Source organism: Flavonifractor sp. An91 (genome assembly GCF_002159225.1).
Taxonomy (GTDB): Bacteria; Bacillota; Clostridia; order Oscillospirales; family Oscillospiraceae; genus Flavonifractor; species Flavonifractor avicola.
The window spans coordinates 37,373-60,943 of the sequence record NZ_NFHA01000021.1; the positions used below are offsets into that span (position 1 = coordinate 37,373).

The window sequence follows — 23,571 nt, forward strand, 5'->3', positions numbered from 1 at the left end:
GTCGTCATATGAGCATTGATGTAAATTGCACCGCCTGGCAGGGGTTTCGCACCGGCGAGTGGCGGCATTTGGTGAACGTCCGTAATTTTATTCAGAAGAATTACACTCCGTATTTGGGAAATGGGGATTTTCTGGCCCCTGTTTCCACAAAAACGGCGGCAGTGTGGAAAAAAGCCGAGGCCCTCATCATCGAGGAGGTGAAGAAGGGGATCATTGATGTGGAGACAAACGCCGTCTCCGGCATCGACAACTTCGCCCCCGGCTACATTGATCAGGAGAACGAGGTCATCGTGGGCCTCCAGACCGACGCCCCCCTCAAGCGCATCGTCAACCCCTTCGGCGGCATCCGCAACGCCACCTCCGCCCTGGAGCAGTACGGCTACCAGCTCAACCCGGAGATCGAGCGCCACTTCCGCCTCTACCGCAAGACCCACAACGAAGGCGTGTTTGACGCCTACCCCAAGCGCACCCGCCTGGCCCGAACGGCGGGCCTGCTCACCGGCCTGCCCGACGCCTACGGCCGGGGCCGCATCGTGGGCGACTACCGCCGGGTGCCCCTGTACGGCACCGACTTCCTCATCGAGGAGAAGCAGGCCGACCTGGACCGCATCGACGGCCCCATGACCGACGAGCGCATCCGCCTGCGGGAGGAGGTCCAGATGCAGATCCGTGCCCTGGAGCAAATGGCCTCCATGGCCGCCAAGTACGGCTGCGACATCACCCGCCCGGCGGAGAACGCCCACGAGGCGGTGCAGAACCTGTATCTGGCCTATCTGGCGGGCATCAAGGAGAACAACGGCGCCGCCACCTCTCTGGGCCGGGTGTCCACCTTCCTGGACATCTACATCCAGCGGGACCTGGACAACGGCGTGCTGGACGAGCAGGGGGCCCAGGAGCTTATCGACCAGTTCGTCATCAAGCTGCGGCTGGTGCGCCACCTGCGTACCCCGGAGTACAACGAGCTCTTCGGCGGCGACCCCACCTGGGTCACCGAGTCCATCGGCGGCATGGGGGTGGACGGCCGCACCCTGGTGACCAAGAACTCCTTCCGGATGCTCCATACCCTCACCAACCTGGGCACCGCCCCCGAGCCCAACCTGACGGTGCTGTGGAGCCCCCATCTGCCCCAGGGCTTCAAGGACTACTGCGCCAAAATGAGCATCGACACCGACTCCATCCAGTATGAGAGCGACGAGCTTATGCGGCCCATGTACGGCGACGACTACTGCATCGCCTGCTGTGTCTCCGCCATGGCGGTGGGCAAGCAGATGCAGTTCTTCGGGGCCCGGGCCAACCTGGCCAAGAGCCTGCTGTACGCCATCAACGGCGGCGTGGACGAGAAGAAGGGCATCAAAGTGGTGCCCGATATCCAGCTGGACACCGACGAGGTGCTGGACTATCCCAAGGTGCTGGGCAACTATAAAAAGGTGCTGTCTTATGTGGCGGAGCTCTATGTGGATACCATCAACATCATCCACTATATGCACGACAAGTACGCCTACGAAAGCAGCCAGATGGCCCTCCACGACACCCTGGTGGAGCGGCTGGCCGCCTTCGGCGTGGCGGGGCTGTCCATTGCCGCCGACTCCCTGTCCGCCATCAAGTTCGCCAAGGTGCGCCCCATCCGCAATGAGAACGGCATCGCCGTGGACTTTGCGGTGGAGGGGGACTTTCCCAAGTACGGCAACGACGACGACCGGGTGGACGACATCGCCGTGGAGCTGGTGTCCTATTTCTCCGCCGAACTGAAAAAGCACCCCCTGTACCGGAACGCCATCCATACCCTGTCCGCGCTCACCATCACCTCCAACGTGATGTACGGCAAAAAGACGGGTGCCACCCCCGACGGCCGGAAGGCGGGGGAGCCCTTTGCCCCCGGCGCCAACCCTATGCACGGCCGGGACAAGAGCGGCGCTCTGGCCTCCCTCAACTCGGTGGCCAAGATCCCCTACCGGGCGGTGTGCCAGGACGGCGTGTCCAACACCTTCTCCATCGTGCCCTCCGCCCTGGGCAAGAGCCAGGGGGAGCGGGTGGACAACCTGGTGCATATTCTGGACGGCTATTTCCTCCAGGGAGCCCACCACCTGAACGTCAACGTCATGAACCGGCAGCTGCTGGTGGACGCCATGGAGCATCCCGAACAGTACCCCACCCTTACCATCCGGGTGTCGGGCTACGCGGTGAACTTCTCCCGACTGAGCCGGGAGCAGCAGCTGGAGGTCATCAAGCGCACCTTCCACGAGCAGATGTAACAGGATATAAAAAAACCGCCCTGCCGAAGCAGGGCGGTTTTTGTTGCTTAGAAGTACTTCTTGATGCCTTCGGTAGCCAGAGACTCGTCGGCGCTGATGGTGACGGTGAACTTGATGTTGTTCTTCTCGGAGAAGCTGTTCAGCCAGTCCAGGAACTCCTCCACCGCGTGATCGGTGGCGTCGGCGGACACGATCTTGGTCAGGCTGTCGATGAACACATGGGTAATATCGTAGTTGCCGGCATAGAGGCCGCTGATGAAGCCCTTCATAAAATCGAAGTTGCAGACATCAAAGTGGCTGGCCTCAACCAGGCGAATCTTATAGTGAATGTCATAGGTCAGCTTGGGGCCGCGCTCAATGCAAACGACGTTGCCATTCTCGCTGTGAACAGCGGAGTTAATGAGCTCGATCATCTGCTTGGTCTTACCGGTGCCCTTGACCCCCATGATCACTCTCACCATAGTTATCACTCCTTCTTAGTCCGCCGGGACCACCCCGGCCTGGTGCATTTATGTTACCATTTTTACCGTGGGATTGCAACTGATTTGCTCAAGTTCACAAAAAATTCCCACAGGCCACCCCTGGGTGACCGTCAGGTTTACTGTTAGCCCAGCCGGGCCTCCAGCTCCGCCTTTTTATCTTCGTAACCAGGCTTACCCAGCAGGGCGTACATATTGTTTTTATACGCCTCCACGCCGGGCTGGTTGAAGGGGTTGATGTCCATCAGGTAGCCGGTAAGGCCGCAGACGTACTCAAAGAAGTAGATCAGCGCGCCCACGCTCTTGGCGCAGCGGCCGGGAGCGGTGACCATCAGGTTGGGCACGCCGCCGTCCACATGGGCCAGCAGGGTGCCCCGCATGGCCTGCTCAGCCACGAAGGACAGGTCCTTGCCCGCCAGGAAGTTGAGTCCGTCCACGTTGTCGGGATCGTGGGGGATGGTGATGGCGGGGCCGTTACTATTCTCAAAACGCACCACGGTCTCCAGCATGAGGCGCTCGCCCTGCTGGATGTACTGGCCCATGGAGTGCAGGTCGGCGGTGAACTCCACGCTGGCGGGGAACAGGCCCTTGCCGTCCTTGCCCTCGCTCTCGCCGAAGAGCTGCTTCCACCACTCGCCGAAGAACCGGAAGGAGGGCTCGTAGCCCACCAGGATCTCCACCTTTTTGCCGGCAGTATACAGGGCGTGGCGGGCGGCAGCGTGCTGCCAGGCGGGGTTGGCCTCGCCGGGCACAGCCAGGGTCTCCATCTCCTCCCGGGCGCCCTCCATCAGGGCAGCAATGTCCACACCGGCGCAGGCGATGGGCAGCAGGCCCACGGCGGTGAGCACGCTGTAGCGGCCGCCGATGGCGTCGGGCACCACGAACTCCTCGTAGCCCTCGGCGTCGGCCAGGCCCTTCAGAGCGCCCTTGTGGGCGTCGGTGGTGGCATAAATGCGCTTGCGGGCCTCCTCCTTGCCGTACTTCTCCTCCAGCAGATTCTTGAAGATACGGAAGGCCACGGCGGGCTCGGTGGTGGTGCCGGACTTGGAGATCACGTTGATGGACCAGTCCTTATCCTTGATGAGGTCCATCACCTCCAGCATGGCGTCGGTGGACAGGCCGTTGCCGGCGAAGTAGATGGCGGGGCCGTCCTTGTGGGTCAGGTTGAAATTGGGAGAGTTGACCAGTTCCACCACGGCCCGGGCGCCCAGATAGGAGCCGCCGATGCCGATGACCACCAGGGCCTGGGAGGTAGCGCGGATGCGCTCCGCCGCCGCCTGGATGCGGGCAAACTCTTCTTTATCATAGTCCCGGGGCAGGTGGACCCAGCCGGTAAAGCCGCCGCCGGCGCCGCTGCCGGTCTCCAGCTTCTGCCGGGCGCTCTCCAGCGCCTCCAGACGGCTGGTGAGCCAAGTGTCGGGCAGGAAAGAACGGGCGTTGGAGGTGTCGATTTGAATCATGGTGACGTCACTCCTTTTATGTTTCACAAAGCCAGAATCGGCTGATGCCTTTATCATACACCCGGGGACCGGCTTTGACCAGAGGAAAAAGCCAATTCCCGGAAAAACCTTTAGGCCTTACGGACCCAGATGGTGTTGTCGTTCATGGTGGTGGCCTCGCCCCAGTCGGACAGGCGGTCGTGGGTCAGGCAGTTGACGGTGTTCTCGCCGGGATAGACGCCCTCGGCCACCACCGTCATGGGAGCCACCGCCCGGTCCAGAGCCAGGGTGCAGGTCATCTCGCCCAGCTTGTTATAGCACACCACCTGCTCCCCCTGGACCAGGCCCAGACGGGCGGCGTCCTCGCTGTTCATACGCACCGTCATTTCCCCCCGCAGGTCCCGCAGGGTGGAGGACTCATTGAAGGAGGAGTTGAGGGTGTGGACCGCCGGGGCGCAGATCAGGTGGAAGGGGTCGGAGCCGCCGTGGGGCGGGAACCAGCCGATGATAGGATCGTCCAGATGGACCTTGCCATCCTCGGTCTGAATGGGCAGGGGGAAGGGGGATTCCAGCACCACCGGCTCCCCGGCAAGTACCTTGTCCTTCTCCTCCTGGGAGAGGGCCCAGCTGTCCTCCACCATCTGGCGGCACAGCTCCTCCGCGGTGCGGCCCTGGAAGGGATCGTCCAGACCCATGGCGGCGGAGAGCAGGGTAAACACCTCAAGGTTGCTCTTGACCTCACCGGGGGCGGGAACCACCGCCGGGGCGTACTGGATCTGCCGGTACCCGTAGGGGGTGTACAGGTCGGTCTGTTCCACCATGTAGGGGGCGGGCAGGATGATGTCGGCGTATTTGGCGGTGTCGGTCATGTACCGCTCATGGACCACGGTAAACAGGTCCTCCCGGGCCAGGCCCCGGCGGACGGCGTTCTGGTCGGAGGTCACTGTGGCCGGGTTGGCGTGGTAGACGTACAGGCTGTGGATGGGGGTGGAGAGTCCCTTGCCCTCCAGGGCCCGGCCCAGCTGGTTGATGTTGATCATCTGGGTGTTCGGCCCGGCCAGGTCGGGACGCTTGACGGTGGACTTATCCACCAGATCGGGGGAGGAGCACACGCCATAGGTGCCGCCGCCCTTCTTGGCCCAGGCGCCCACAGCGGCGGGCAGAGCGGTGATGGCCCGGGTGGCCTCGCCGCCGTTGCCCGAGCGGGAGAAGCCGCTGCCCAGCACGATGCAGGGGGCCTTGGCTCTGCCGTAGGCCCGGGCCAGATCCCGGATCACATCGGGGGCCTGACCGATGAGACACTGGGTCTCCTCCGGGTCCCACACATCCAGAGTAGCCCGAAACTCCTCCCAACCAGCGGCGTGCTCAGCCAGCCATGCCTCGTCGGTGAGGCCCTCCTGGTCCAGCACCTGGAGCATGGACAGGGCCAGGGCGCCGTCGCTGCCCGGCTGGATCAGGATGGTCTGGTCGGCCAGCTCGGCGGAAGCGTTTTCGTATACATCAATAAGGATGATTTTGGCCCCGTTGGCCTTGGCCTTCCGCAGGATGGGGGCCAGGTGGGCCCGGGTAGCGGGGATATTGGTGGACCACAGCAGGATCAGGTCACTGTGCTCCACATCCCAGGGGGCCAGGTCGCAGGAGCCCCCCATCACCTTCTGCCAGCCGGTGGACTTGGCGGTGCTGCACAGGGTGCGCTTGAGGCGGCTGGCGCCCAGGGCGTGGAAGAAGCCCTCTCCGCAGTTGCGGTGGACCACGCCCATGGTGCCGGCGTAGGAGTAGGGCAGAATGGTCTCCGCTCCGTACTGGGCGATCAGGTCCTTCCAGCGGGATGTGATTTCTCCGATGGCCTGGTCCCAGGAGATGGGCTCAAACTCCCCGGCCCCCTTGGCGCCGGTGCGGCGGAGGGGAGTGAGGATACGCTCAGGGCTGTTGATGGCCTCCGGCAGATTGCGCATTTTGGCGCACACCCAGCCGTCGGTGAAGGGGTTGGCCGGATCACCGGTGATGGAGGTGACGGTATTGCCCTCGGTCTCTACCAGCAGAGAGCAGCCCTCAGGGCAATCATAGGGACAGGCAGAACGACAAGTGGACATGATGATAACCTCCTTTTGAAAAAGGCCGCCCGTGGGCGGCCTTTTGCGAGCAAAACAGGAATCATTTGCGTAGGGGCCGACGCCCACATCGGCCCGGTACCTTAGTTTTTGAGGCTCTGCATGGGAGCGGGGATACGGCCGCCCCGGGCCACAAAGGCCTCAGCGCTCTCGGAGTGGACGGGCATAACGGGGGCGGAGCCCAGCAGGCCGCCAAACTCCACGGTGTCGCCCACCACCTTGCCGGGGGCGGGGATAATGCGGACGGCGGTGGTCTTGGAGTTGACCATGCCGATGGCGGCCTCGTCGGCGATGATGGCGGAGATGGTGGCGGCGGAGGTGTCGCCGGGGACCGCGATCATGTCCAGACCCACGGAGCACACGCAGGTCATGGCCTCCAGCTTGTCCAGGTGGAGGGTGCCGGCACGGGCGGCGGCGATCATGCCCTCGTCCTCACTGACGGGGATAAAGGCGCCGGACAGGCCGCCCACATGGGAGGAGGCCATGACGCCGCCCTTCTTCACCGCGTCGTTCAGGAGGGCCAGGGCGGCGGTGGTGCCGTGGGTGCCGCAGGTCTCCAGGCCCATCTCCTCCAGGATGCGGGCCACCGAGTCGCCGATGGCGGGGGTGGGGGCCAGGGACAGGTCCACAATGCCGAAGGGCACCCCCAGACGGCGGCTGGCCTCCTGGGCCACCAGCTGACCCATACGGGTCACCCGGAAGGCGGTCTTTTTGATGGTCTCGGCCACCACGTCAAAGGGCTGGCCCTTCACGTCCTTCAGGGCGTGGTGCACCACGCCGGGGCCGGACACGCCCACGTTGATGATGCAGTCGGGCTCGCCCACACCGTGGAAGGCGCCGGCCATGAAGGGGTTGTCCTCCACGGCGTTGCAGAACACCACCAGCTTGGCGCAGCCGAAGCCCCCCTTGTCGGCGGTGAGCTCGGCGCACTCCTTGATGGTGCGGCCCATGACGCCCACGGCGTTCATGTTAATGCCTGCCTTGGTGGAGCCCACATTGACGCTGGCGCACACCAGGTCGGTGCGGGCCAGGGCCTCAGGGATGGCGGCGATGAGCTTCCGGTCGGCCTTGGTGGCACCCTTCTGCACCAGGGCGGAGAAGCCGCCGATGAAGTTGACGCCCACCGCTTTGGCGGCGCTGTCCAGGGCCACGGCAAAGGGCACGTAGCTGTTGGTCTCGGAGGCGCCGGCCACCAGGGCCATGGGAGTCACCGAAATGCGCTTGTTGACGATGGGAATACCGAACTCCCGCTCAATGGCCTCGCCGGTGGCCACCAGATGCTCGGCCTGGCGGGTGATCTTGTCGTAGATCTTGCGGCAGGCGGCGTTGGGGTCGGAGTCGGCGCAGTCCAGCAGAGAGATGCCCATGGTAATGGTACGCACATCCAGATGCTGCTGGTCAATCATGTGGATGGTGTCAAAAATTTCGTTGGTATTGATCATGTCGGCTCACCCTCAAATGCGATGCATGGCGTTGAAGATGTCCTCCCGCTGGGCGCGGATGGACAGGTCACGGTCCTTGCCCTCCTGCTCCATCAGGGCGGCCAGATCGGCAAAGGGCATATCGCAGTTGCCGGCGTCCACCAGCATGACCATGGTGAAGTAGTCCTGGAGGATGGTCTGGCTGATATCCAGAATATTGACGTTGTGCTGGGCCAGCAGGGCGCAAACGGCGGACATGATGCCCACACGGTCCTTGCCCAGAACGGTGACAATGGCTCTCATACTTGATAACTCCTTTATTTCTTCTGTCTCTATGAAAACGGCGCCGGTCATTCCCGGCCCATCTCATCCAAAGTCATGCCGAAGGCGGGGAGGAAATGCTCCAGAAAGTAGTCCACCTCGGGCAGGTTATAGCCTTTCAGCGCATCCAGCGTCTGACGGGCGGCCTGCTGGAACTCGCTGTTGCCCGCCTTCAGCTCCTCCAGGCACTTGATGTGGGCGGACAGCTTGTCCGCGGCCTTCACCAGGGCCTTGGTATCCGGGTCATAGTCCTCCCGCAGCAGGGGGGAGAAGGCGGGGCGCAGCTGCTCCGGCAGCATGGCCAGCAGCTTGCCGGCGGAAAACTCCTCCACCTTTTTGTAGGCATCCCGGATCTCCGGGTCGTAGTACTTGATGGGGGTGGGCAGGTCGCCGGTGAGGATCTCAGGGGCGTCGTGGTACAGGGCGGCCATGGCGGCCAGCCCGGGATCGGCCTCTCTCCCGAACACATCCCGCCGGATCACCGCCAGGGCGTGGGCGAGCACCGCCACCATGTGGGAGTGCTCCTGAATATTCTCCTGGAAGGTATTGCGCATGAGCCCCCAGCGGTTGATATACCGCATCCGGGACAAATAGGCAAAAAAAGGATGTTGATCCACAAAAAATGCCTCCCATCCGTCGAAACAAGTTATTTTACCATAAAAGTAGGGCGGTGTAAACGGCAGGCGGTTAAACTTCCTGTCCCAAAACAGGAACAAGGGCCGGAAAAAATGAACAGGAAAAATGATGCAAAATTTCCCGTTACAGGGCGAGTTGTGCTATACTGGTATCACATAGAGCCGCACTGCCGACTTGGTGCGGATGCAGGAGAAGGAGGAACACACATGGCTAGCAGGAAACGACGGTTTGTGAGCATTTTGGCAGCCCTGGCGCTGTTGCTGGGCTTGCTGCCCGCTGCCTCTGCCTCAGCGGAGGACGGCGGCTCCTACAGTTCTTCGATTCAGTGGAGTTTCAGCGGGGATACGCTGAAGCTCACCGGTACCGGGCCCATGCTGTACGGTACCACCACACCGTGGGACAAGTATAAGTCGGACATCCGCCGGGTGGAGGTGGGCTATGGCATCACCACCCTGTGCAACAATGCCTTTGCCGGCTGTACCAGACTGACGGATGTGGACCTGCCCGGCTCTCTCCAGAACATCGGCGACAACGCCTTTGCCGACTGTACAGCCCTGACCTCCATCGAATTTCCCAAATCCCTGGAGTTGATCGGCAACGGGGCCTTCCGCAGCAGCGGCCTGACCTCGGTGGAGTTCCCCGGCTCGGTGGACTTCCTCTATAGCGAGGCCTTTGCCTACTGCGACGGACTGACGGAGGTGGAGCTGCCCGACACCATCCATACCATCAATGGCCAGGTGTTTTACGGCTGCGCCAACCTGACCACCGTTGATCTGCCCGCCATCTCGGTGATGGGAGAGTATGTCTTTGGGGAATGCCCCAAGCTGAAAACCGTGTACTGGCCGGAGTATATGAGCGCCAGCTACAACTATTTTAACGGCTGCAACCCTCTGACGGTCTATTATGAGGGCAGCCGTGAGGAGTGGGAAGGCATCGCCCAATGGAAGGGACAGCTGGTGCCCGCGGGGTCCACCATCTACTACGGCAGCGGAGGCTCGGGCACCGAGACCCCCACTCCGGCGCCCACGGTGACGCCCAAGCCCACGGCGACGCCTGCTCCGACACCGGCTCCGACGCCTACCCCCACGCCCACACCGGCGCAGACGGGCCAGGCCATGGAGGACGGGAAGTATCCCATCCGTTTCCGCTCTGAGGTGGTGTATGGGTCTCTGACCTATGAGTTCTATTACAGCGAGGACTTTTTCAGCCATCCGGCCACAGAGTACGACCATGACCTGGCCAAGATGACCCTGGGAATGGTGATGGCGGGCTTCTCCACCTCCTCCAGCGACAGGGAATATAATACCGACGGGGACGTGGGCCGGGAGGACCATATCCGCCGGGCCTACGAGACGCTGGGCTTTGACGGGGCGGCCTTTTACAACTACGACGTGGCCCTGGACTGCACCGACAACAAGGTTGCCTTCTCCTTTGCCCGCAAGACACTGGAGGAAAACGGGCGGACCTATACCATCATCCCGGTGATCGTCCGTGGCGGCGGCTACGGCGCCGAGTGGGCCAGCAACTTCTATGTCAACGACGACTCGGCCCACGCCGGTTTCCGCCGTGCGGCCGAGGGGGTGTACGATGCCCTGGAGGAGTATGTGGAGGAAGCAGAGGCCGGCGGCGCCCAGCTGGGTACCATCAAGCTGTGGATCGGCGGCTTCAGCCGGGGCGCGGCGGTGGCCAACCTGCTGGCGGCCAAGGTGTGCAATGACTTCTCCCGGGTGGATGAGAGCAATGTGTACGCCTACACCTTCGCCACCCCCCACGCGGTGACCGGCATGGAGGAGGGCGGCGTCAGCTGGGACTATAACAACAACTATACCGCCGCGCTCATCCCAAAGCAGGAGTATGAGGAGAGCTGCATCCACAATATCATTTACAGCGGCGACGTGGTGCCCCGGGTGCCCCTGAACGACTGGGGCTACCAGCGAAACGGCAATGATCTGTTCCTGCCTGTAACCCGGGTCTCGTCGGAGGTTGGGGGTCTGGGCGCCGCCTATATGGAAATCACCAGGCAGAATATCAACTTTAAGGAGCTGGCCGGTTCGGGCAAGATTCTGGAACTGGAGAATGCCCTGGCCTCCATCGCCAAGGACGCCGCTTACTACGAAAAGCACTATCAGGATGCCGTCATGGACATCTTCCAGTATCTCTACATGGTGCCCAACCGCTCGGTGGTCAGCGAGTCAAAGGATAATCTGGACCAGATCGCCCAGCAGATTGCCTCCCTGGATCACATCTCCATCAGCGCGGAGGAGGTGTCCTCCAAATGGGAGGGGGCTCAGTTGATTTCTGATCTGGTGCGCTCCGCCGCAGGGGTGGAGATTCCGGTGCCGCTAATTATCATTGGTCAGATTCACGGGCTGGCCCCCGATGTACTGGGGGTGCTGTTCCAGTGCGCTGTGGGGGTATTCCCGGACAACCTGTTGTCGGATAATTTTTCCGAAGTGGCCATGGGCCATCATCCGGAGGTCTATCTGGCATTGATGGAGTACTACGACTACCAGGACGAAAACGACTATTCCATGCGGCCGGTCACCAACACCGAGACCAACAACTGGCTGGATTCGCTGATGCCCGACGTGGCCAGAGGCAGCTACTACAACAGCGCCGTCACCTGGGCGGTGAGCAACGGCGTCACCACCGGCACCACGGCCACCACCTTCTCTCCCGACCGGGCCTGTACCCGGGCCGAGGTAGTCACCTTCCTGTGGCGGGCCTACGGCTCTCCCATGGTGGAGGACGACGGTGTGCCCTTCCGGGATGTAAGCTCTGACGCCTTCTACTATGATGCGGTGCGCTGGGCGGTGGAGAGCGGCATTACCAGCGGGTCCTCGGCCACCACCTTCTCCCCCAATGCCGTGTGCACCCGGGCCCAGGTGGTTACCTTCCTGTGGCGGGCCCACGCCGACCAGCCCAAGCTCTCCGGCAGTACCGTGTTCCGGGATGTGAAGAGCAGCGACTACTACTGGTATCCGGTGCGGTGGGCCGCGTCCAACAATGTCACCACCGGTACCTCCTCCACCACCTTCTCCCCCAACCTGCCCTGTACCCGGGCCCAGGTGGTCACCTTCCTCTACCGGGACCAGAGGCTGTAATAAACTTTGAATGGCAAACAGAGGCCGGCTGCAAAGCAGCCGGCCTCTGTTGTGTAATTTGCAAGGGTGTTACCGGGGGTTCTTGATGGCGGCCTGAGCAGCGGCCAGACGGGCGATGGGCACACGGAAGGGGGAGCAGGACACATAGTCCAGGCCCACCTTGTGGCAGAACTCCACAGAGGTGGGGTCGCCGCCGTGCTCGCCGCAGATGCCCATATGGATGTCGGGACGGGTCTGATGGCCCAGCTGGACGGCCATGGCCACCAGCTTGCCCACGCCGTTCTGATCCAGGTGGGCGAAGGGATCGGACTCGTAGATCTTCTTGTCGTAGTAGTAACTCAGGAACTTGCCGGCGTCGTCCCGGGAGAAGCCGAAGGTCATCTGAGTCAGGTCGTTGGTACCGAAGGAGAAGAACTGAGCCTCCTTGGCGATCTCGTCGGCGGTGAGGGCGGCACGGGGGATCTCGATCATGGTGCCAACCTCATACTTCATGTCGATACCGGCGGCGGCGATGATGGCGTCGGCGGTCTTGACCACCACGTCCTTGACGTACTTGAGCTCCTTGACCTCGCCCACCAGGGGGATCATGATCTCAGGCACCATGGTCCAGTCGGGATGCTTCTTCTGGACATTGATGGCGGCATTGATGACGGCGGTGGTCTGCATGGCGGCGATCTCGGGATAGGAGACGGCCAGACGGCAGCCGCGGTGACCCATCATGGGGTTGAACTCATGCAGGGAGTCGATGACGTTGTGGAGCTTCTCCAGAGGGATGTTCATCTCCTTGGAAATCTCCACGATGTCCTCCTCCTTGGTGGGGAGGAACTCATGCAGCGGGGGATCCAGGAAGCGGATGACCACGGGATGACCCTGCATGGCCTCATAGATGCCCTCGAAGTCGCCCTGCTGATAGGGCATGATCTTGGCCAGAGCCTTCTCCCGGTCGGCCACGTTGTCGGAGACGATCATCTCACGGATGGCCTTGATGCGCTCGCCCTCGAAGAACATATGCTCGGTGCGGCACAGGCCGATGCCCTGAGCGCCGAAGGCGTAGCCCTGAGCGGCGTCGCGGGGGTTGTCGGCGTTGGTGTACACCTTGAGCTGACGGTACTTGTCGGCCCAGCCCATCAGGCGGCCAAAGTAGCCGGAGCCGGGATCGGCGGGCACGGTGGGGATGGCCTCGCCGTAGATATTGCCGGTGGAGCCGTCCAGGCTGATCCAGTCGCCCTCATGGTAGTCCTTGCCGGCCAGGGAGAACTTCTTGTCCTCGTAGTCCACCACGATGTCGCCGCAGCCGGACACGCAGCAGGTGCCCATACCGCGGGCCACCACGGCGGCGTGGGAGGTCATGCCGCCGCGGACGGTGAGGATACCCTGGGAGACCTGCATACCCTCGATGTCCTCGGGGGAGGTCTCAAGACGGACCAGGATGACCTTCTCGCCGCGGGCGTGCCACTCTTTGGAATCCTCGGCGGTAAAGACCACACGGCCGCAGGCGGCGCCGGGAGAGGCGGCCAGGCCCTTGCCCACTGCCTGGGCCTTCTTCAGGGCCTCGGGGTCAAAGGTGGGGTGCAGCAGGGCGTCCAGCTGCTTGGGATCGACGCGGCACACGGCCTCCTTCTCGTCGATCATGCCCTCATCCACCAGATCCACAGCCACCTTCAGGGCGGCGGCGGCGGTGCGCTTGCCGTTGCGGGTCTGGAGCATATAGAGCTTGCCGTTCTCAATGGTAAACTCCATATCCTGCATATCCTTGTAGTGCTGCTCCAGGCGGTTGGCGATGTCGGCGAACTGCTCGTAGACCGCGGGCATCTCCTCGTGGAGCTTGGAGATGGGAGAGGGGGTACGTACGCCGGCCACCACGTCCTCGCCCTGGGCGTTGATGAGGTATTCGCCGAAGAGGGCCTTCTCACCGGTGGCGGGGTTGCGGGTGAAGGCCACGCCGGTACCGGAGTTGTCGCCGGAGTTGCCGAACACCATGGACTGCACGTTGACGGCAGTGCCCCAGTCGTAGGGGATCTCGTTCATGCGGCGGTACACATTGGCGCGGGGGTTGTCCCAGGAGCGGAACACGGCCTTGACGGCTTCCATCAGCTGGACCTTGGGGTCCTGGGGGAAGTCCTCGCCCTTTTCCTTCTTATAGAACTCCTTGAAGAGAACCACCAGGTGCTTCATGTCGTCGGTGTCCAGCTCCACGTCCTGCTTGACGCCCTTCTTGGCCTTGACCTCGTCGATGATCTCTTCAAAGCGCTTCTTGGACAGCTCCATGACCACGTCGGAGAACATCTGAATGAACCGGCGGTAGGAGTCATAGGCGAAACGGGGGTTATTGGTGAACTTGGCCAGGCCTTCCACCACCACGTCGTTGAGGCCCAGGTTGAGGATGGTGTCCATCATACCGGGCATGGAGGCCCGGGCGCCGGAGCGGACGGAGACCAGCAGGGGGTTCTCGGGATCGGCAAACTTCTTGCCGCAGATCTCCTCCATCTTGCCCAGGTACTCGTAGATCTGGGCCTGAATGTCCTCGTTGATCTGACGACCGTCATTATAGTACTGGGTGCAGGCCTCGGTGGTCACGGTAAAGCCCTGAGGCACCGGCATACCCAGATTGGTCATTTCGGCCAGATTGGCGCCCTTGCCTCCCAGCAGCTCACGCATAGAGCCGTTGCCTTCGGAGAACAAGTAGACGTACTTGTGAGAATTGCCCATTTTCACATTCCTCCTAAGTTTGCCCCGCCTGGGGCGGGACGGTTCACTGGGTCATATTATACCATTTTGACAAACAAATGCAAGGGCCGGGTGGTGTTATGTGCCAATTTTCACCAAACCGTACAGTATGAAAATAATTTTCATATTTTGGGGGCTCCGGCATGATCTGTCATGAAATTGTAACCCGATTGGGCTTGACAAAAAGAGGTTACAGTTGTACCCTAAAGCTGAAAGGTACAACTGTAACCGGAAGGAGGAGACGCCATGGGCGCCGCAGAAGAGAAAATCACCGAGGCGGAGCTGGAGGTGATGGAGGTGCTGTGGGACGCCGGGGAGCCGGTGACACTGAGCCAGATCAGGGAGGCCCTGGCAGACAGGAACGGGGAGACGGTCAAGACCCTGCTGCGGCGGCTGTGCGCCAAGGGTGCGGCGGCCCAGGAGAAGCGGCAGGTCTACTATTACCGGCCTCTGGTGAGCCGGGAGGAGCTGGGCTGCTACCGCACCCGCAAGCTCATTGACAAGCTGTACGCCGGGTCGGCCCGGCAGATGGTGGCCGCCCTGGTGGAGCACGATCAGCTGTCCGGGGATGACATCGCGGAGTTAAAAGCCCTGCTGGACAGCCTGGACGGAGAAGGAGGGAGCTGACGTGACACCCTTTCTGTATACCCTGCTGAAGCTGAGCCTGCTGGGGTCGCTGCTCACCGGCCTGCTGCTGTTGGTTCGGCCCCTCATCAAAAGCAAGGCGGCGGTTTACTATCTGTGGCTGCTGGTGCTGGTGCGCCTGGTTTTGCCGGTGGGGGTGACCCTTCCGCTGCCTGCCCTGCCGGAGCAGGGAACCTACCAGGCCCACACCCAGACGGAGGTTTCCCTCAGCGGTCAGACCGACCCGGTCCAGATCCAGGGCCAGGCAGGGGAACCCACAGGCCCAGCCGCGCCTGAAGATCCCGGCGCACCGGAGCAGCCTGCCGCTCCGGCGGCAGACTGGAAGGGCGTGCTCACCGCCCCTGAACTATGGTTCGGCCTATGGGCCGCAGGGGCAGGCCTGTGGCTGGGGCGGTATGTGTGGGGCTACCGGCGCTTTGCCGCCCTGGTGCGCGTCTCCGCCCGGCCTGCCGGGCAAGGAGCCCGGAATGTGCTGGCCGCCCTGGACCCGGGCGGGCGCACTGTGGTGCTGGAGTGTATCCATGTCCACACTCCCATGCTGCTGGGGGCGATCCATCCCGCCATTGTGCTGCCTGTGGGGGTGGAAAACGACCGGCTGGCGGATATCCTGTCCCACGAGCTGACCCATGCCCGGCGGCACGATCTGCTCTATAAATGGCTGGCGGCGGCGGTGACCAGCCTCCACTGGTTCAATCCCCTGATGGTGGTGGTGCGGCGGGAAATCTCCCGCTCCTGCGAGCTCTCCTGTGACGAGGCGGTGACCAGAACCATGGACGGCCCCGCCCGGAAGCACTACGGGGAGACTCTGCTGGTGCTGGCCGCCCGGCCCCCCAGAGGCATGGGGGTGCTGGCCACCACCCTGTGCGAGGAAAAGGCCCGGCTGAAAGAAAGGCTGGTGTCCATCATGAAAGGAAAGCGGCAGGGACCGGCCGCCCTGGCGGCCACCCTGGCTCTGGCCATTGTTTTGACCGGCTGCGCCGCCATCAGCGGGGCGGCCCCCAGCCCCAGCTCCAGCCCGGAGCCTACCCCCGACCTGAGCGCACTGCTGGAGAACCCGGTGTTGTACGACCTGGACTACGACCTCCAGCTGGCCATTCCCAGCGACCTGGACGGCAAGCTGCTGGTGGAGCTGCCCGAGGAGGGAGAGGACTTCCTGGTATCCATAAATGCCAAACGAGACTACGAGCTGCCGGAGACCGGCTATGACATGGGATGGATCTGCGACCTGGTCCGGTGGGACCAGGTCCAGTATGAGCAATATCTCAGCTCCGATGGCAGCGGGGTAGAGCCCATTGCCCGCAAAGATGGGTACTATTATCTGTGGGTCAGACCCACCGATGTGCAGTTTATTTCTCCAGACGGTGAGTATGAGCAACAGGATGAGGAATATGCCCTCTGGGATGAACTCAACCGCCGCATCCCGGAAGAGGTAGCGGGGGACTTCCGTGCCCGCAACGGCCTGGAAGCTTACGACGACAGTATGTACTTCCACGACGGCTATGTGTGGGAGAGTGACCACCGCTACGTCTACTTCCGCACGGAAAACTGGGGCGAGTCCATTACCCTGCTCCTCTCCCAGCCCATCAAACAGGGGGAGGGCGGCATCTGGTGCGTGGAGGGCTGGGTGGACAACAACTACGGTACCCGCTATCTGGTGCTCCCCCGGGATACCGGCACCACGGCGGCGGACTACTATACCCAGCTCCAGCAGCAGGCGGACGGAGGCCGTGAAGCCGGTCTGCTGGATCCCCTCTCCGCCGCCAAGGAATGGCTGAGCGAGCAGGGCTACAACGTGGGCGCCGGCTATGTGGAGCTGGTGGAGGGGGACCCGGCCTGGAATATCTACAGCCGGGAGATGGAGCCCATCCTGGCCGGCAGCAGCCCCGCCCGGACCCTGACCTATGAAAACGGACAGGAGACGGATGTGGAGACCTACGGCGTCATTGACAGCAGCATCCAGCTGTGGGTGCGGGTGTGGGTGAAGGCCCAGGCCCCTGCCGCCCTCAACGGCAAGGCGGTGACCTGCACCGATCAAAACGGAGACAGTCTCATCTTCCTGGAGGAGGGCGGACTGGTGGGCATCGTCCGGGACGGGGAGACCAGATGGTATGCCTATGCCTACGACTACGACGCCCCCAGCCCCTATGAGACCATGTACAGCGCCTGCCAGGACTGGCTGGCCATGAAAAATCCGCCGCCCTCCCACAATTACTCCTCGGAGGAGTATGACCGGGCCTATGAGACGGTGGTACAGAGCTTTGAGACCGGGATGGCGGGGTGTACCCTGGAAAGTTCGTACTATGATCCCCAGCAGTCCTATGAGGTGGCGGCGGACTATCTCCACACCGACGACCCGGAGCGGATCAACAATGTAATCGTCTTCTTTGTAAGCTTTACCACCGACGGCAACCAGCCGGTGCTGGACCCCAACACCACCTACACCGACTATCAGTTCATCCTCCAGCGGGAGGATAAAGATTCCCCCTGGGTAGTCATCGACGGAGGATATTGAGAAAAGGCAACCAACGAGACAAAAAGATCCCCTGCCATCTGGCAGGGGATCTTTTCGTCTTAATATTTGTTGACCATTCCCGAGATCAGGGGGGTGGGCACCAGCCACATGATGAGGAACACCAGCAGGTTGGAGGCCGACAGGGAGGCGTAGGCTCCCACAAAGGTGAGGTAGAAGGCCAGAATCAGGCCCACCACCGCCCCCAGGCTGGCCAGCACCGCCGAGGTGCGGACGGCCCGGCGGAGCCGGGCGGCGCCTACCACCGCCTCGGAGTAGGGCCCGATGCCCTCCCGGCAGAGGACGGCGGTGAGAATGTCGCTGTGGAGCTGGTCCTCGTCGGACAGCTCTACCCGCCGCTCTGCGGCAGGGTATTCCATCCGGTCCACCGGCAGCTTGAATCGCTGGCGGAGCATGGCGGGGGTCAGGTTGAAGTCCCGGGTGGCCATCACCGGGGACACCCGGTTGCGGATCAGGCTGGTGAGGGCCGGGTCCACGGTGCCGTGGAGGGTGTAGTTCAGGGCGAAGATGCCCGCCAACTCCCCGTCGATGGCACAGAATACGGCGTTCTTCACATGAAGCCCCGGAGGCAGGGCAATCTCCATCAGCCGCATGAAGTCGGCGGAGCCCACCAGTACCTGTTCGTTGCGGATGACGCCGGACAGGCCGCCCTCATAACAGAAGAAGTTGGATACCCGGCGGTAAATGGCCCCCTGGGCCCGGAGCAGGTCGTGGAAGGGCTTGTCCAGGCCGCAGCCCGATTCCCGGATGAGGGTGGCGGTATCGGCCACCACCTTTTCTGCCGGGAAGTCGCCGAAGATCTTGATGCCGTTGAGGGAGACACAGCCCGGGGGGAACAGGTCGGAGTCGGTGACCAGGATGCCGCTGCCGCCGGTGGCGGTGACGCCGTCCCAACCGGCGATGGCGGCCCCCGATTTGCTCAGCCGCTGGCACAGGGTAAGCCAGGGCTGCCCGAAGCACAGGGCCCCCGACAGGGAGGCGGAGGCGGTGAGGGTGGCGGACAGGCACCACAGCAGCCGCTCCGGCGCGCCCCGGCCAATGGAGGCCACGATGCTCAGCAGCATACTGGCGATAAACAGCAGGGGGCAGATCCGCCGGAAAATACGCTGGGCGCCGTCGCTGGCCTGCATCTGCCGGCCAAAGCCAACCGGATCGCCCGACCACTTGGCGTAGGTGTCCCGGCCGTTCCACTTGCCCTCATCCAGGGTGACCAGATAGGGGTGGGAGGCGGCCGCCGCCGTCTTACAGGCCAGCCGCAGACCCCGGCGCTTTCGGTAGGTGCCCCGCAGCAGCAGGGAGATGCCCAGCACAATGGCGGCGCAGTAGGGCATCTGGCCCTCCCGGGGGTCCAGCTTGAACATGGTAAGGGCGTCGGCCAGGGTGGCGGCGGAGGCAAAGAGCAGCAGGGTGTCCATGCCGAACTCCAGCCGCAGCAGGCCGAACAGACCCCGGAAGAGGACATCCAGCCCCAGCAGCATGGCCAGCACCTGGACCCCGGCCAGGGCCAGCACCCGCAGCTCAGGCGTAAGGGCCTGGGGATGGGGAAAGACCTCCAGGGTCAGATAGAGGGCGGGCAGGAACAGCAGGAGGACCAGGGTGGCCCTCAGCCGCATCCCCTTGAGACCCTTGCCGTACCGTTTGGCCAGATCCGCCGGGGGCAGATCGGGGGCGGGAGGCGGCTCCTTCCGGGGCTTGCGCTCCCGGCGGCGGGAGGAGGGCTCCTCCTCCTCGTCGGTGCCGGGGATAAATTCCTCCGCCCGGCGTACCGCCGTGTCGTCCTCCATGCCCTCCTCTTCAAACATATGCTCGGCGTAGTCGTCCGCCTTTTTCAACAGTCGGTTGATGCCCTGGGTAAGGGGGCTTTCCTCCGGCCCCGCGGCCTCCTCCGGAAAGTCCAGCACATTGTCCTCCACCGGAGGGGCTTTGGACGGTTTTTGCGGGGTGGGTTCCGGCTTGGGCGGGGGGGCCTTCTCCACCGGCGGCTGCCGGGTGGCGGCGGCCTTGGGCTCCTTCTGAGCCTGCTCCTGACCGCCGTCGGGGAAGGTGAGCACCCGCCCCGGCTTTTTGGAGGGGGAGGAGGGACGCTGGCTTTTGGGTACTACCGGGAAGGGTATGGTATCCTCCTCATCCGGCTTTTTCTTTTTCTGCCCGCCGCCGAATTCCGCCAGAATGGATTCCAGGGAGAACTCGTCCCCGCCGGGCAGATCCTCATTCAGTTCGTCATCCCGGTCTTTTGCCATGGGAACGTGCTCCTTTTTTTGAAGATCAGTGGTTGTCAGCCCATCCGCTGCCGCACGGCCTCATACAGCAGAATGGCGGCGGCGGCGCTGGCGTTGAGGGAGTTGAGCTTGCCCTTCATGGGGATACGGACCAGGAAGTCGCAGGTCTCAGATACCAGACGGCCCATGCCGTCCCCCTCGCTGCCGATGACAATGGCGGCGGGGCCCTTCAGGTCGGCGTCGTAGAGCAGCCGGTCCCCGTCGGCAGCGGTGCCGAACACCCATACCCCTTCGTCCTTCAGCTCCTTGAGCAGGGCGGGCAGGTTGGGCACCCGGGCCACCGGAATATGGCTCACCGCGCCGGCGGAGGTCTTGGCCACCACCGCCGTCAGGCCCGCCGAACGGCGCTTGGGGATAATGACGCCGTGGGCTCCGGCGCACTCGGCGGTGCGGATCACCGCGCCCAGGTTGTGGGGGTCGGAAAGCTCGTCGCACACCACGATGAGAGGGGGCTCCCCCTTCTCCCGGGCGGCGTTCAGAATATCGTCCACGCTGGCGTACTCCCGCACCGCGGCCTGGGCGATGACACCCTGGTGGGAGTGGGTACGGCTCATAAAGTCCAGTTTCTTCCGGTCGCACTCCATCACCACGATGCCCTTGTCCCGGGCAGCGGCGGCGATGTGGGCCAGGGCAGAGTCGGTCTCTCCCCGGGCCAGGAAAATTTTATCAATGGGCGTGCCCGCCCGCAGGGCCTCAGTGACGGCGTTGCGCCCCTCGATGATGCCGTCTGCCTCGGCCTGAGGGGCCGGTCTGCGCTCCTTCATAATTGGTTCCGCCTTTCTTGTTGATCGCTACCAGTATACCACAAGACCTGCCGCAGAAAAAGATAAAAATTACCCCTTTGAACCCGGCTGGTTTCATAGAAAGTTTACAGCTTTCGGCCTTCCCTTTCTTGTTTTTTGAGGGTGCGTGTGCTATAACTATAATTACTTTCCAGATAGGAATGAATGCACTCAAGGAGGCATCCTCTTGAATTTCGATCACCAGAACAACAACCGCGGAAAGGGCGGAGGCAATAACAAGCGCAACATCACCGCCATCGTGTCCATCATCCTGTGGGCCCTGGTGCTGACGGTGCTGGTGAACTATGCCACCTCCATGTTCCGCCAGGCCAACTCGGTGGAGATCAGCTACGGCACCTTCCGGGAGTTGGTCAAGGAGGACTGCGTGGCAGGCGTGCTCATGGAGTCCAACAAGTACACCATTTATTTAAAAGACGGGGTGTCGGTGGACGCAAACGGCAACATCACCAAGACGGCCACCGCCGCCGGCCTCACCGGGGAGCAGGAGGAGACCACCGTGCCGCCCCCCTCCCAGTGGGACAAGACCAAAACCACCTATTACTGTGCCCCCATCACCCAGGCGGGGGTGCGGGACGACGGGCTGATCGACCTGCTGGAGGAGCACGACGTCACCAGCTTCGGCCCCGAGTATGTGGAGGAGCTCAACCCCATCGTCTCCATGCTCATCTCCTGGGTGCTGCCCATGGTGGTCATGGTGCTGCTCTTCTCCTTCCTGTTCCGCAGCATGGCGGGCAAGATGGGCGGCGGCCTGGGCAATCTGGGCAAGTCTAACGCCAAGGTCTATGTGGAGAAAAAGACCGGTGTCACCTTTAAAGATGTGGCCGGTCAGGACGAGGCCAAGGAGTCCCTGGTGGAGATCATCGACTTCCTCCACAACCCCCAGAAGTATACCGAGATCGGCGCCAAGCTGCCCAAGGGCGCTCTGCTGGTGGGCCCTCCCGGTACCGGTAAGACCCTGCTGGCCAAGGCCGTGGCCGGCGAGGCCAACGTGCCCTTCTTCTCCATCTCCGGCTCCGACTTTGTGGAGATGTTTGTAGGTATGGGTGCCGCCCGTGTCCGCGACCTGTTCAAGGAGGCCAACAAGATGGCCCCCTGTATCGTGTTCATCGACGAGATCGATACCATCGGTAAATCCCGCGATAACCGCATGGGCGGCAATGACGAGCGGGAGCAGACCCTGAACCAGCTGCTGGCCGAGATGGACGGCTTCGACCCCACCAAGGGCGTCATCCTGCTGGCCGCCACCAACCGGCCCGAGGTGCTGGACCAGGCTCTGCTGCGGCCCGGTCGCTTTGACCGGCGCATCACCGTGGACCGGCCCAACCTGGCCGGCCGTCTGGCTACCCTCCAGGTCCATACCCGCAAGATCAAGCTGGCGGAGGATGTGGATCTGAAGAAGGTGGCTCTGGCCACCGCCGGCGCCGTGGGCGCGGACCTGGCCAACCTGGTCAACGAGGCCGCCCTCCGTGCGGTCCGTCTGGGCCGCAAGGCGGTCAACCAGCAGGACCTGCTCACTGCCTTCGAGCTGGTCATTGCCGGCGCCGAGAAGAAGGGCAGCGTCCTCAGCGAGTTTGAGAAGAAGCTGGTGGCCTACCACGAGGTGGGCCATGCCATGGTGGCCTACCGGCAGAAGCACGCCGAGCCGGTGACGAAGATCACCATCGTTCCCCACACCCAGGGCGCTCTGGGCTACACCCTCCACCTGCCGGAGGAGGACAAGAACCTCCACACCAAGGACGAGCTGCTGGCCCAGATCTGCGTCTCCATGGGCGGCCGTGTGGCCGAGGAGCTGGTGATGCACACCATGACCAACGGTGCCGCGCAGGACATTCAGGATGCCACCAGCATCGCCCGCAATATGGTGGCCATGTTCGGTATGAGTGAGGAGTTCGGCATGATGGCTCTGGCCTCCCGCCGCAACCAGTATCTGGACGGCGGCTACGGCCTGGACTGTGCTGATGATACCGCCGCGGCCATGGATCAGGCGGTGCGCAGCATCATCGACTCCTGCTACAAGAAGGCCGCCGAGATCCTCTCAGAGAGCCGGGAGGACATGGACAAGGTAGTGGCTTACCTGCTGGAGAAGGAGACCATTACCGGCGCCGAGATGGTGGCCATTCTGGAGGGCCGTGACCCTGCTCTGGCCGACCAGTACGCCGAGGCCGAGCGGCGGGAGCAGGAGAAGAACAAGCCGGAGGAGAAACCCCAGGCCATTCCCCTGTGGGGCAGCCAGGAGGAGTCCTCCGCTCCGTCCCAGCCGGATCAGCCCTCTGAGGACAAGACAACGGAAGAATAAGGAAAATCCGGGCGCGCCGTCATGGCGCGCCCGGATTCTGCTTCTAAAAAATTTTGAGAAAAATGAAAAAAAGAGTTGACAGAGCGGGTGACCCGTGCTAAAATACAGTTCGTTCGGTCGACCTGACCGGCGCCAAGTGAATATGGGGGTATAGCTCAGCTGGGAGAGCGCTTGAATGGCATTCAAGAGGTCAGCGGTTCGATCCCGCTTATCTCCACCAAAAAGACTTGAAACTTTGGTTTCAAGTCTTTTTTTGTGCTTCGAAGGAGACGGCGCCTGGCTGCTTGGACAGGGATGGAGAATATAAAGCCAAATTTTGCTGCAAGTTTAGTCATTATATCCTGCATAAACTAATTGACAAGCACGAAATATTCCGCTAAAATGACAGGCAAGTAAAACGGACCTGCAAAGAGGCAAGTACAGCCTCCGGCAGGTCCGTTTTCTGTTCCCAGAGATTTTTCTGGTCATACGGTAGCTGTCAAGATGGACAGAGGTATTTGGATCTTTGCCTGCAACGTCGCCATGAAC

Annotated in this window: 14 protein-coding genes and 1 tRNA gene; 6 read left to right on the plus strand and 9 right to left on the minus strand. The window is 62.6% G+C overall.

What is annotated here, in order from left to right; genetic code table 11:
- Positions 1-8 precede the first annotated feature (8 nt).
- Positions 9-2,252 (plus strand): formate C-acetyltransferase, encoded by a 2,244-nt coding sequence (gene pflB, locus B5G42_RS12080; RefSeq protein ID WP_087270761.1) that lies wholly within the window; start codon positions 9-11, stop codon positions 2,250-2,252.
- 47 nt (positions 2,253-2,299) lie between these two features.
- On the opposite strand, the gene B5G42_RS12085 is transcribed toward pflB, so the two are convergent.
- The 6 genes from B5G42_RS12085 to yfbR form a co-directional block, all read right to left on the minus strand.
- Positions 2,300-2,713, minus strand: coding sequence for a hypothetical protein (locus B5G42_RS12085; protein ID WP_087270764.1), 414 nt, complete (start codon positions 2,711-2,713; stop codon positions 2,300-2,302).
- A gap of 143 nt (positions 2,714-2,856) precedes the next feature.
- The gene (locus tag B5G42_RS12090; RefSeq protein ID WP_087270767.1) at positions 2,857-4,191 is read right to left on the minus strand and encodes a glucose-6-phosphate isomerase; all 1,335 of its coding nucleotides are present in this window, start codon (positions 4,189-4,191) and stop codon (positions 2,857-2,859) included.
- A 110-nt stretch (positions 4,192-4,301) separates the two neighbouring features.
- Positions 4,302-6,263, minus strand: coding sequence for a molybdopterin-containing oxidoreductase family protein (locus B5G42_RS12095; protein WP_087270770.1), 1,962 nt, complete (start codon positions 6,261-6,263; stop codon positions 4,302-4,304).
- A gap of 101 nt (positions 6,264-6,364) precedes the next feature.
- Entirely contained in the window at positions 6,365-7,723 is a 1,359-nt protein-coding gene (locus B5G42_RS12100; protein WP_087270773.1) for a PFL family protein, read from the minus strand.
- Between the two features lie 12 nt (positions 7,724-7,735).
- The gene (locus tag B5G42_RS12105) at positions 7,736-8,005 is read right to left on the minus strand and encodes an ACT domain-containing protein (protein WP_087188457.1); all 270 of its coding nucleotides are present in this window, start codon (positions 8,003-8,005) and stop codon (positions 7,736-7,738) included.
- A 47-nt stretch (positions 8,006-8,052) separates the two neighbouring features.
- Positions 8,053-8,640, minus strand: a complete 588-nt coding sequence (gene yfbR, locus B5G42_RS12110) for a 5'-deoxynucleotidase (RefSeq protein ID WP_087188456.1) — start codon at positions 8,638-8,640, stop codon at positions 8,053-8,055.
- A 225-nt stretch (positions 8,641-8,865) separates the two neighbouring features.
- Here yfbR and B5G42_RS12115 point away from each other — a divergent pair, with 225 nt between their 5' ends.
- Entirely contained in the window at positions 8,866-11,763 is a 2,898-nt protein-coding gene (locus B5G42_RS12115; protein ID WP_162611098.1) for a leucine-rich repeat protein, read from the plus strand.
- 69 nt (positions 11,764-11,832) lie between these two features.
- On the opposite strand, the gene ppdK is transcribed toward B5G42_RS12115, so the two are convergent.
- Positions 11,833-14,472, minus strand: a complete 2,640-nt coding sequence (gene ppdK, locus B5G42_RS12120) for a pyruvate, phosphate dikinase (RefSeq protein WP_087270779.1) — start codon at positions 14,470-14,472, stop codon at positions 11,833-11,835.
- A gap of 264 nt (positions 14,473-14,736) precedes the next feature.
- Here ppdK and B5G42_RS12125 point away from each other — a divergent pair, with 264 nt between their 5' ends.
- A complete protein-coding gene (locus B5G42_RS12125; RefSeq protein ID WP_087189520.1) occupies positions 14,737-15,117 on the plus strand; it encodes a BlaI/MecI/CopY family transcriptional regulator in 381 nt (126 codons plus the stop codon).
- 1 nt (position 15,118) lies between these two features.
- Positions 15,119-17,647: a M56 family metallopeptidase gene (locus tag B5G42_RS12130; RefSeq protein WP_087270782.1), complete on the plus strand. Its 2,529-nt coding sequence runs from the start codon at positions 15,119-15,121 to the stop codon at positions 17,645-17,647.
- A 59-nt stretch (positions 17,648-17,706) separates the two neighbouring features.
- Here B5G42_RS12130 and B5G42_RS12135 read toward each other — a convergent pair whose 3' ends face one another.
- Complete coding sequence (locus B5G42_RS12135; protein ID WP_087270785.1) at positions 17,707-19,905, minus strand: hypothetical protein; 2,199 nt, start codon at positions 19,903-19,905, stop codon at positions 17,707-17,709.
- Positions 19,906-19,940: 35 nt separating this feature from the next.
- Positions 19,941-20,708 carry a 23S rRNA (guanosine(2251)-2'-O)-methyltransferase RlmB gene (gene rlmB, locus B5G42_RS12140; RefSeq protein WP_087270788.1) on the minus strand — a complete coding sequence of 256 codons (768 nt, stop codon included), beginning with the start codon at positions 20,706-20,708 and terminating at the stop codon, positions 19,941-19,943.
- Positions 20,709-20,913: 205 nt separating this feature from the next.
- Here rlmB and ftsH point away from each other — a divergent pair, with 205 nt between their 5' ends.
- Both ftsH and B5G42_RS12150 read left to right on the plus strand, forming a co-directional pair.
- Positions 20,914-23,043: an ATP-dependent zinc metalloprotease FtsH gene (ftsH, locus tag B5G42_RS12145; protein WP_242961216.1), complete on the plus strand. Its 2,130-nt coding sequence runs from the start codon at positions 20,914-20,916 to the stop codon at positions 23,041-23,043.
- Between the two features lie 144 nt (positions 23,044-23,187).
- Positions 23,188-23,263: transfer RNA gene (locus B5G42_RS12150), tRNA-Ala, on the plus strand.
- Positions 23,264-23,571 lie beyond the last annotated feature (308 nt).

Excerpts from the sequence above, each read along its gene's own strand:
- B5G42_RS12085 (WP_087270764.1), bottom strand. The coding sequence starts at position 2,713 with ATGGTGAGAGTGATCATGGGGGTCAAGGGCACCGGTAAGACCAAGCAG.
- rlmB (WP_087270788.1), bottom strand. The coding sequence starts at position 20,708 with ATGAAGGAGCGCAGACCGGCCCCTCAGGCCGAGGCAGACGGCATCATC.
- B5G42_RS12135 (WP_087270785.1), bottom strand. The coding sequence starts at position 19,905 with ATGGCAAAAGACCGGGATGACGAACTGAATGAGGATCTGCCCGGCGGG.
- B5G42_RS12115 (WP_162611098.1), top strand. The coding sequence starts at position 8,866 with ATGGCTAGCAGGAAACGACGGTTTGTGAGCATTTTGGCAGCCCTGGCG.
- B5G42_RS12105 (WP_087188457.1), bottom strand. The coding sequence starts at position 8,005 with ATGAGAGCCATTGTCACCGTTCTGGGCAAGGACCGTGTGGGCATCATG.
- pflB (WP_087270761.1), top strand. The coding sequence starts at position 9 with ATGAGCATTGATGTAAATTGCACCGCCTGGCAGGGGTTTCGCACCGGC.
- B5G42_RS12125 (WP_087189520.1), top strand. The coding sequence starts at position 14,737 with ATGGGCGCCGCAGAAGAGAAAATCACCGAGGCGGAGCTGGAGGTGATG.
- ppdK (WP_087270779.1), bottom strand. The coding sequence starts at position 14,472 with ATGGGCAATTCTCACAAGTACGTCTACTTGTTCTCCGAAGGCAACGGC.
- B5G42_RS12100 (WP_087270773.1), bottom strand. The coding sequence starts at position 7,723 with ATGATCAATACCAACGAAATTTTTGACACCATCCACATGATTGACCAG.
- B5G42_RS12095 (WP_087270770.1), bottom strand. The coding sequence starts at position 6,263 with ATGTCCACTTGTCGTTCTGCCTGTCCCTATGATTGCCCTGAGGGCTGC.
- B5G42_RS12090 (WP_087270767.1), bottom strand. The coding sequence starts at position 4,191 with ATGATTCAAATCGACACCTCCAACGCCCGTTCTTTCCTGCCCGACACT.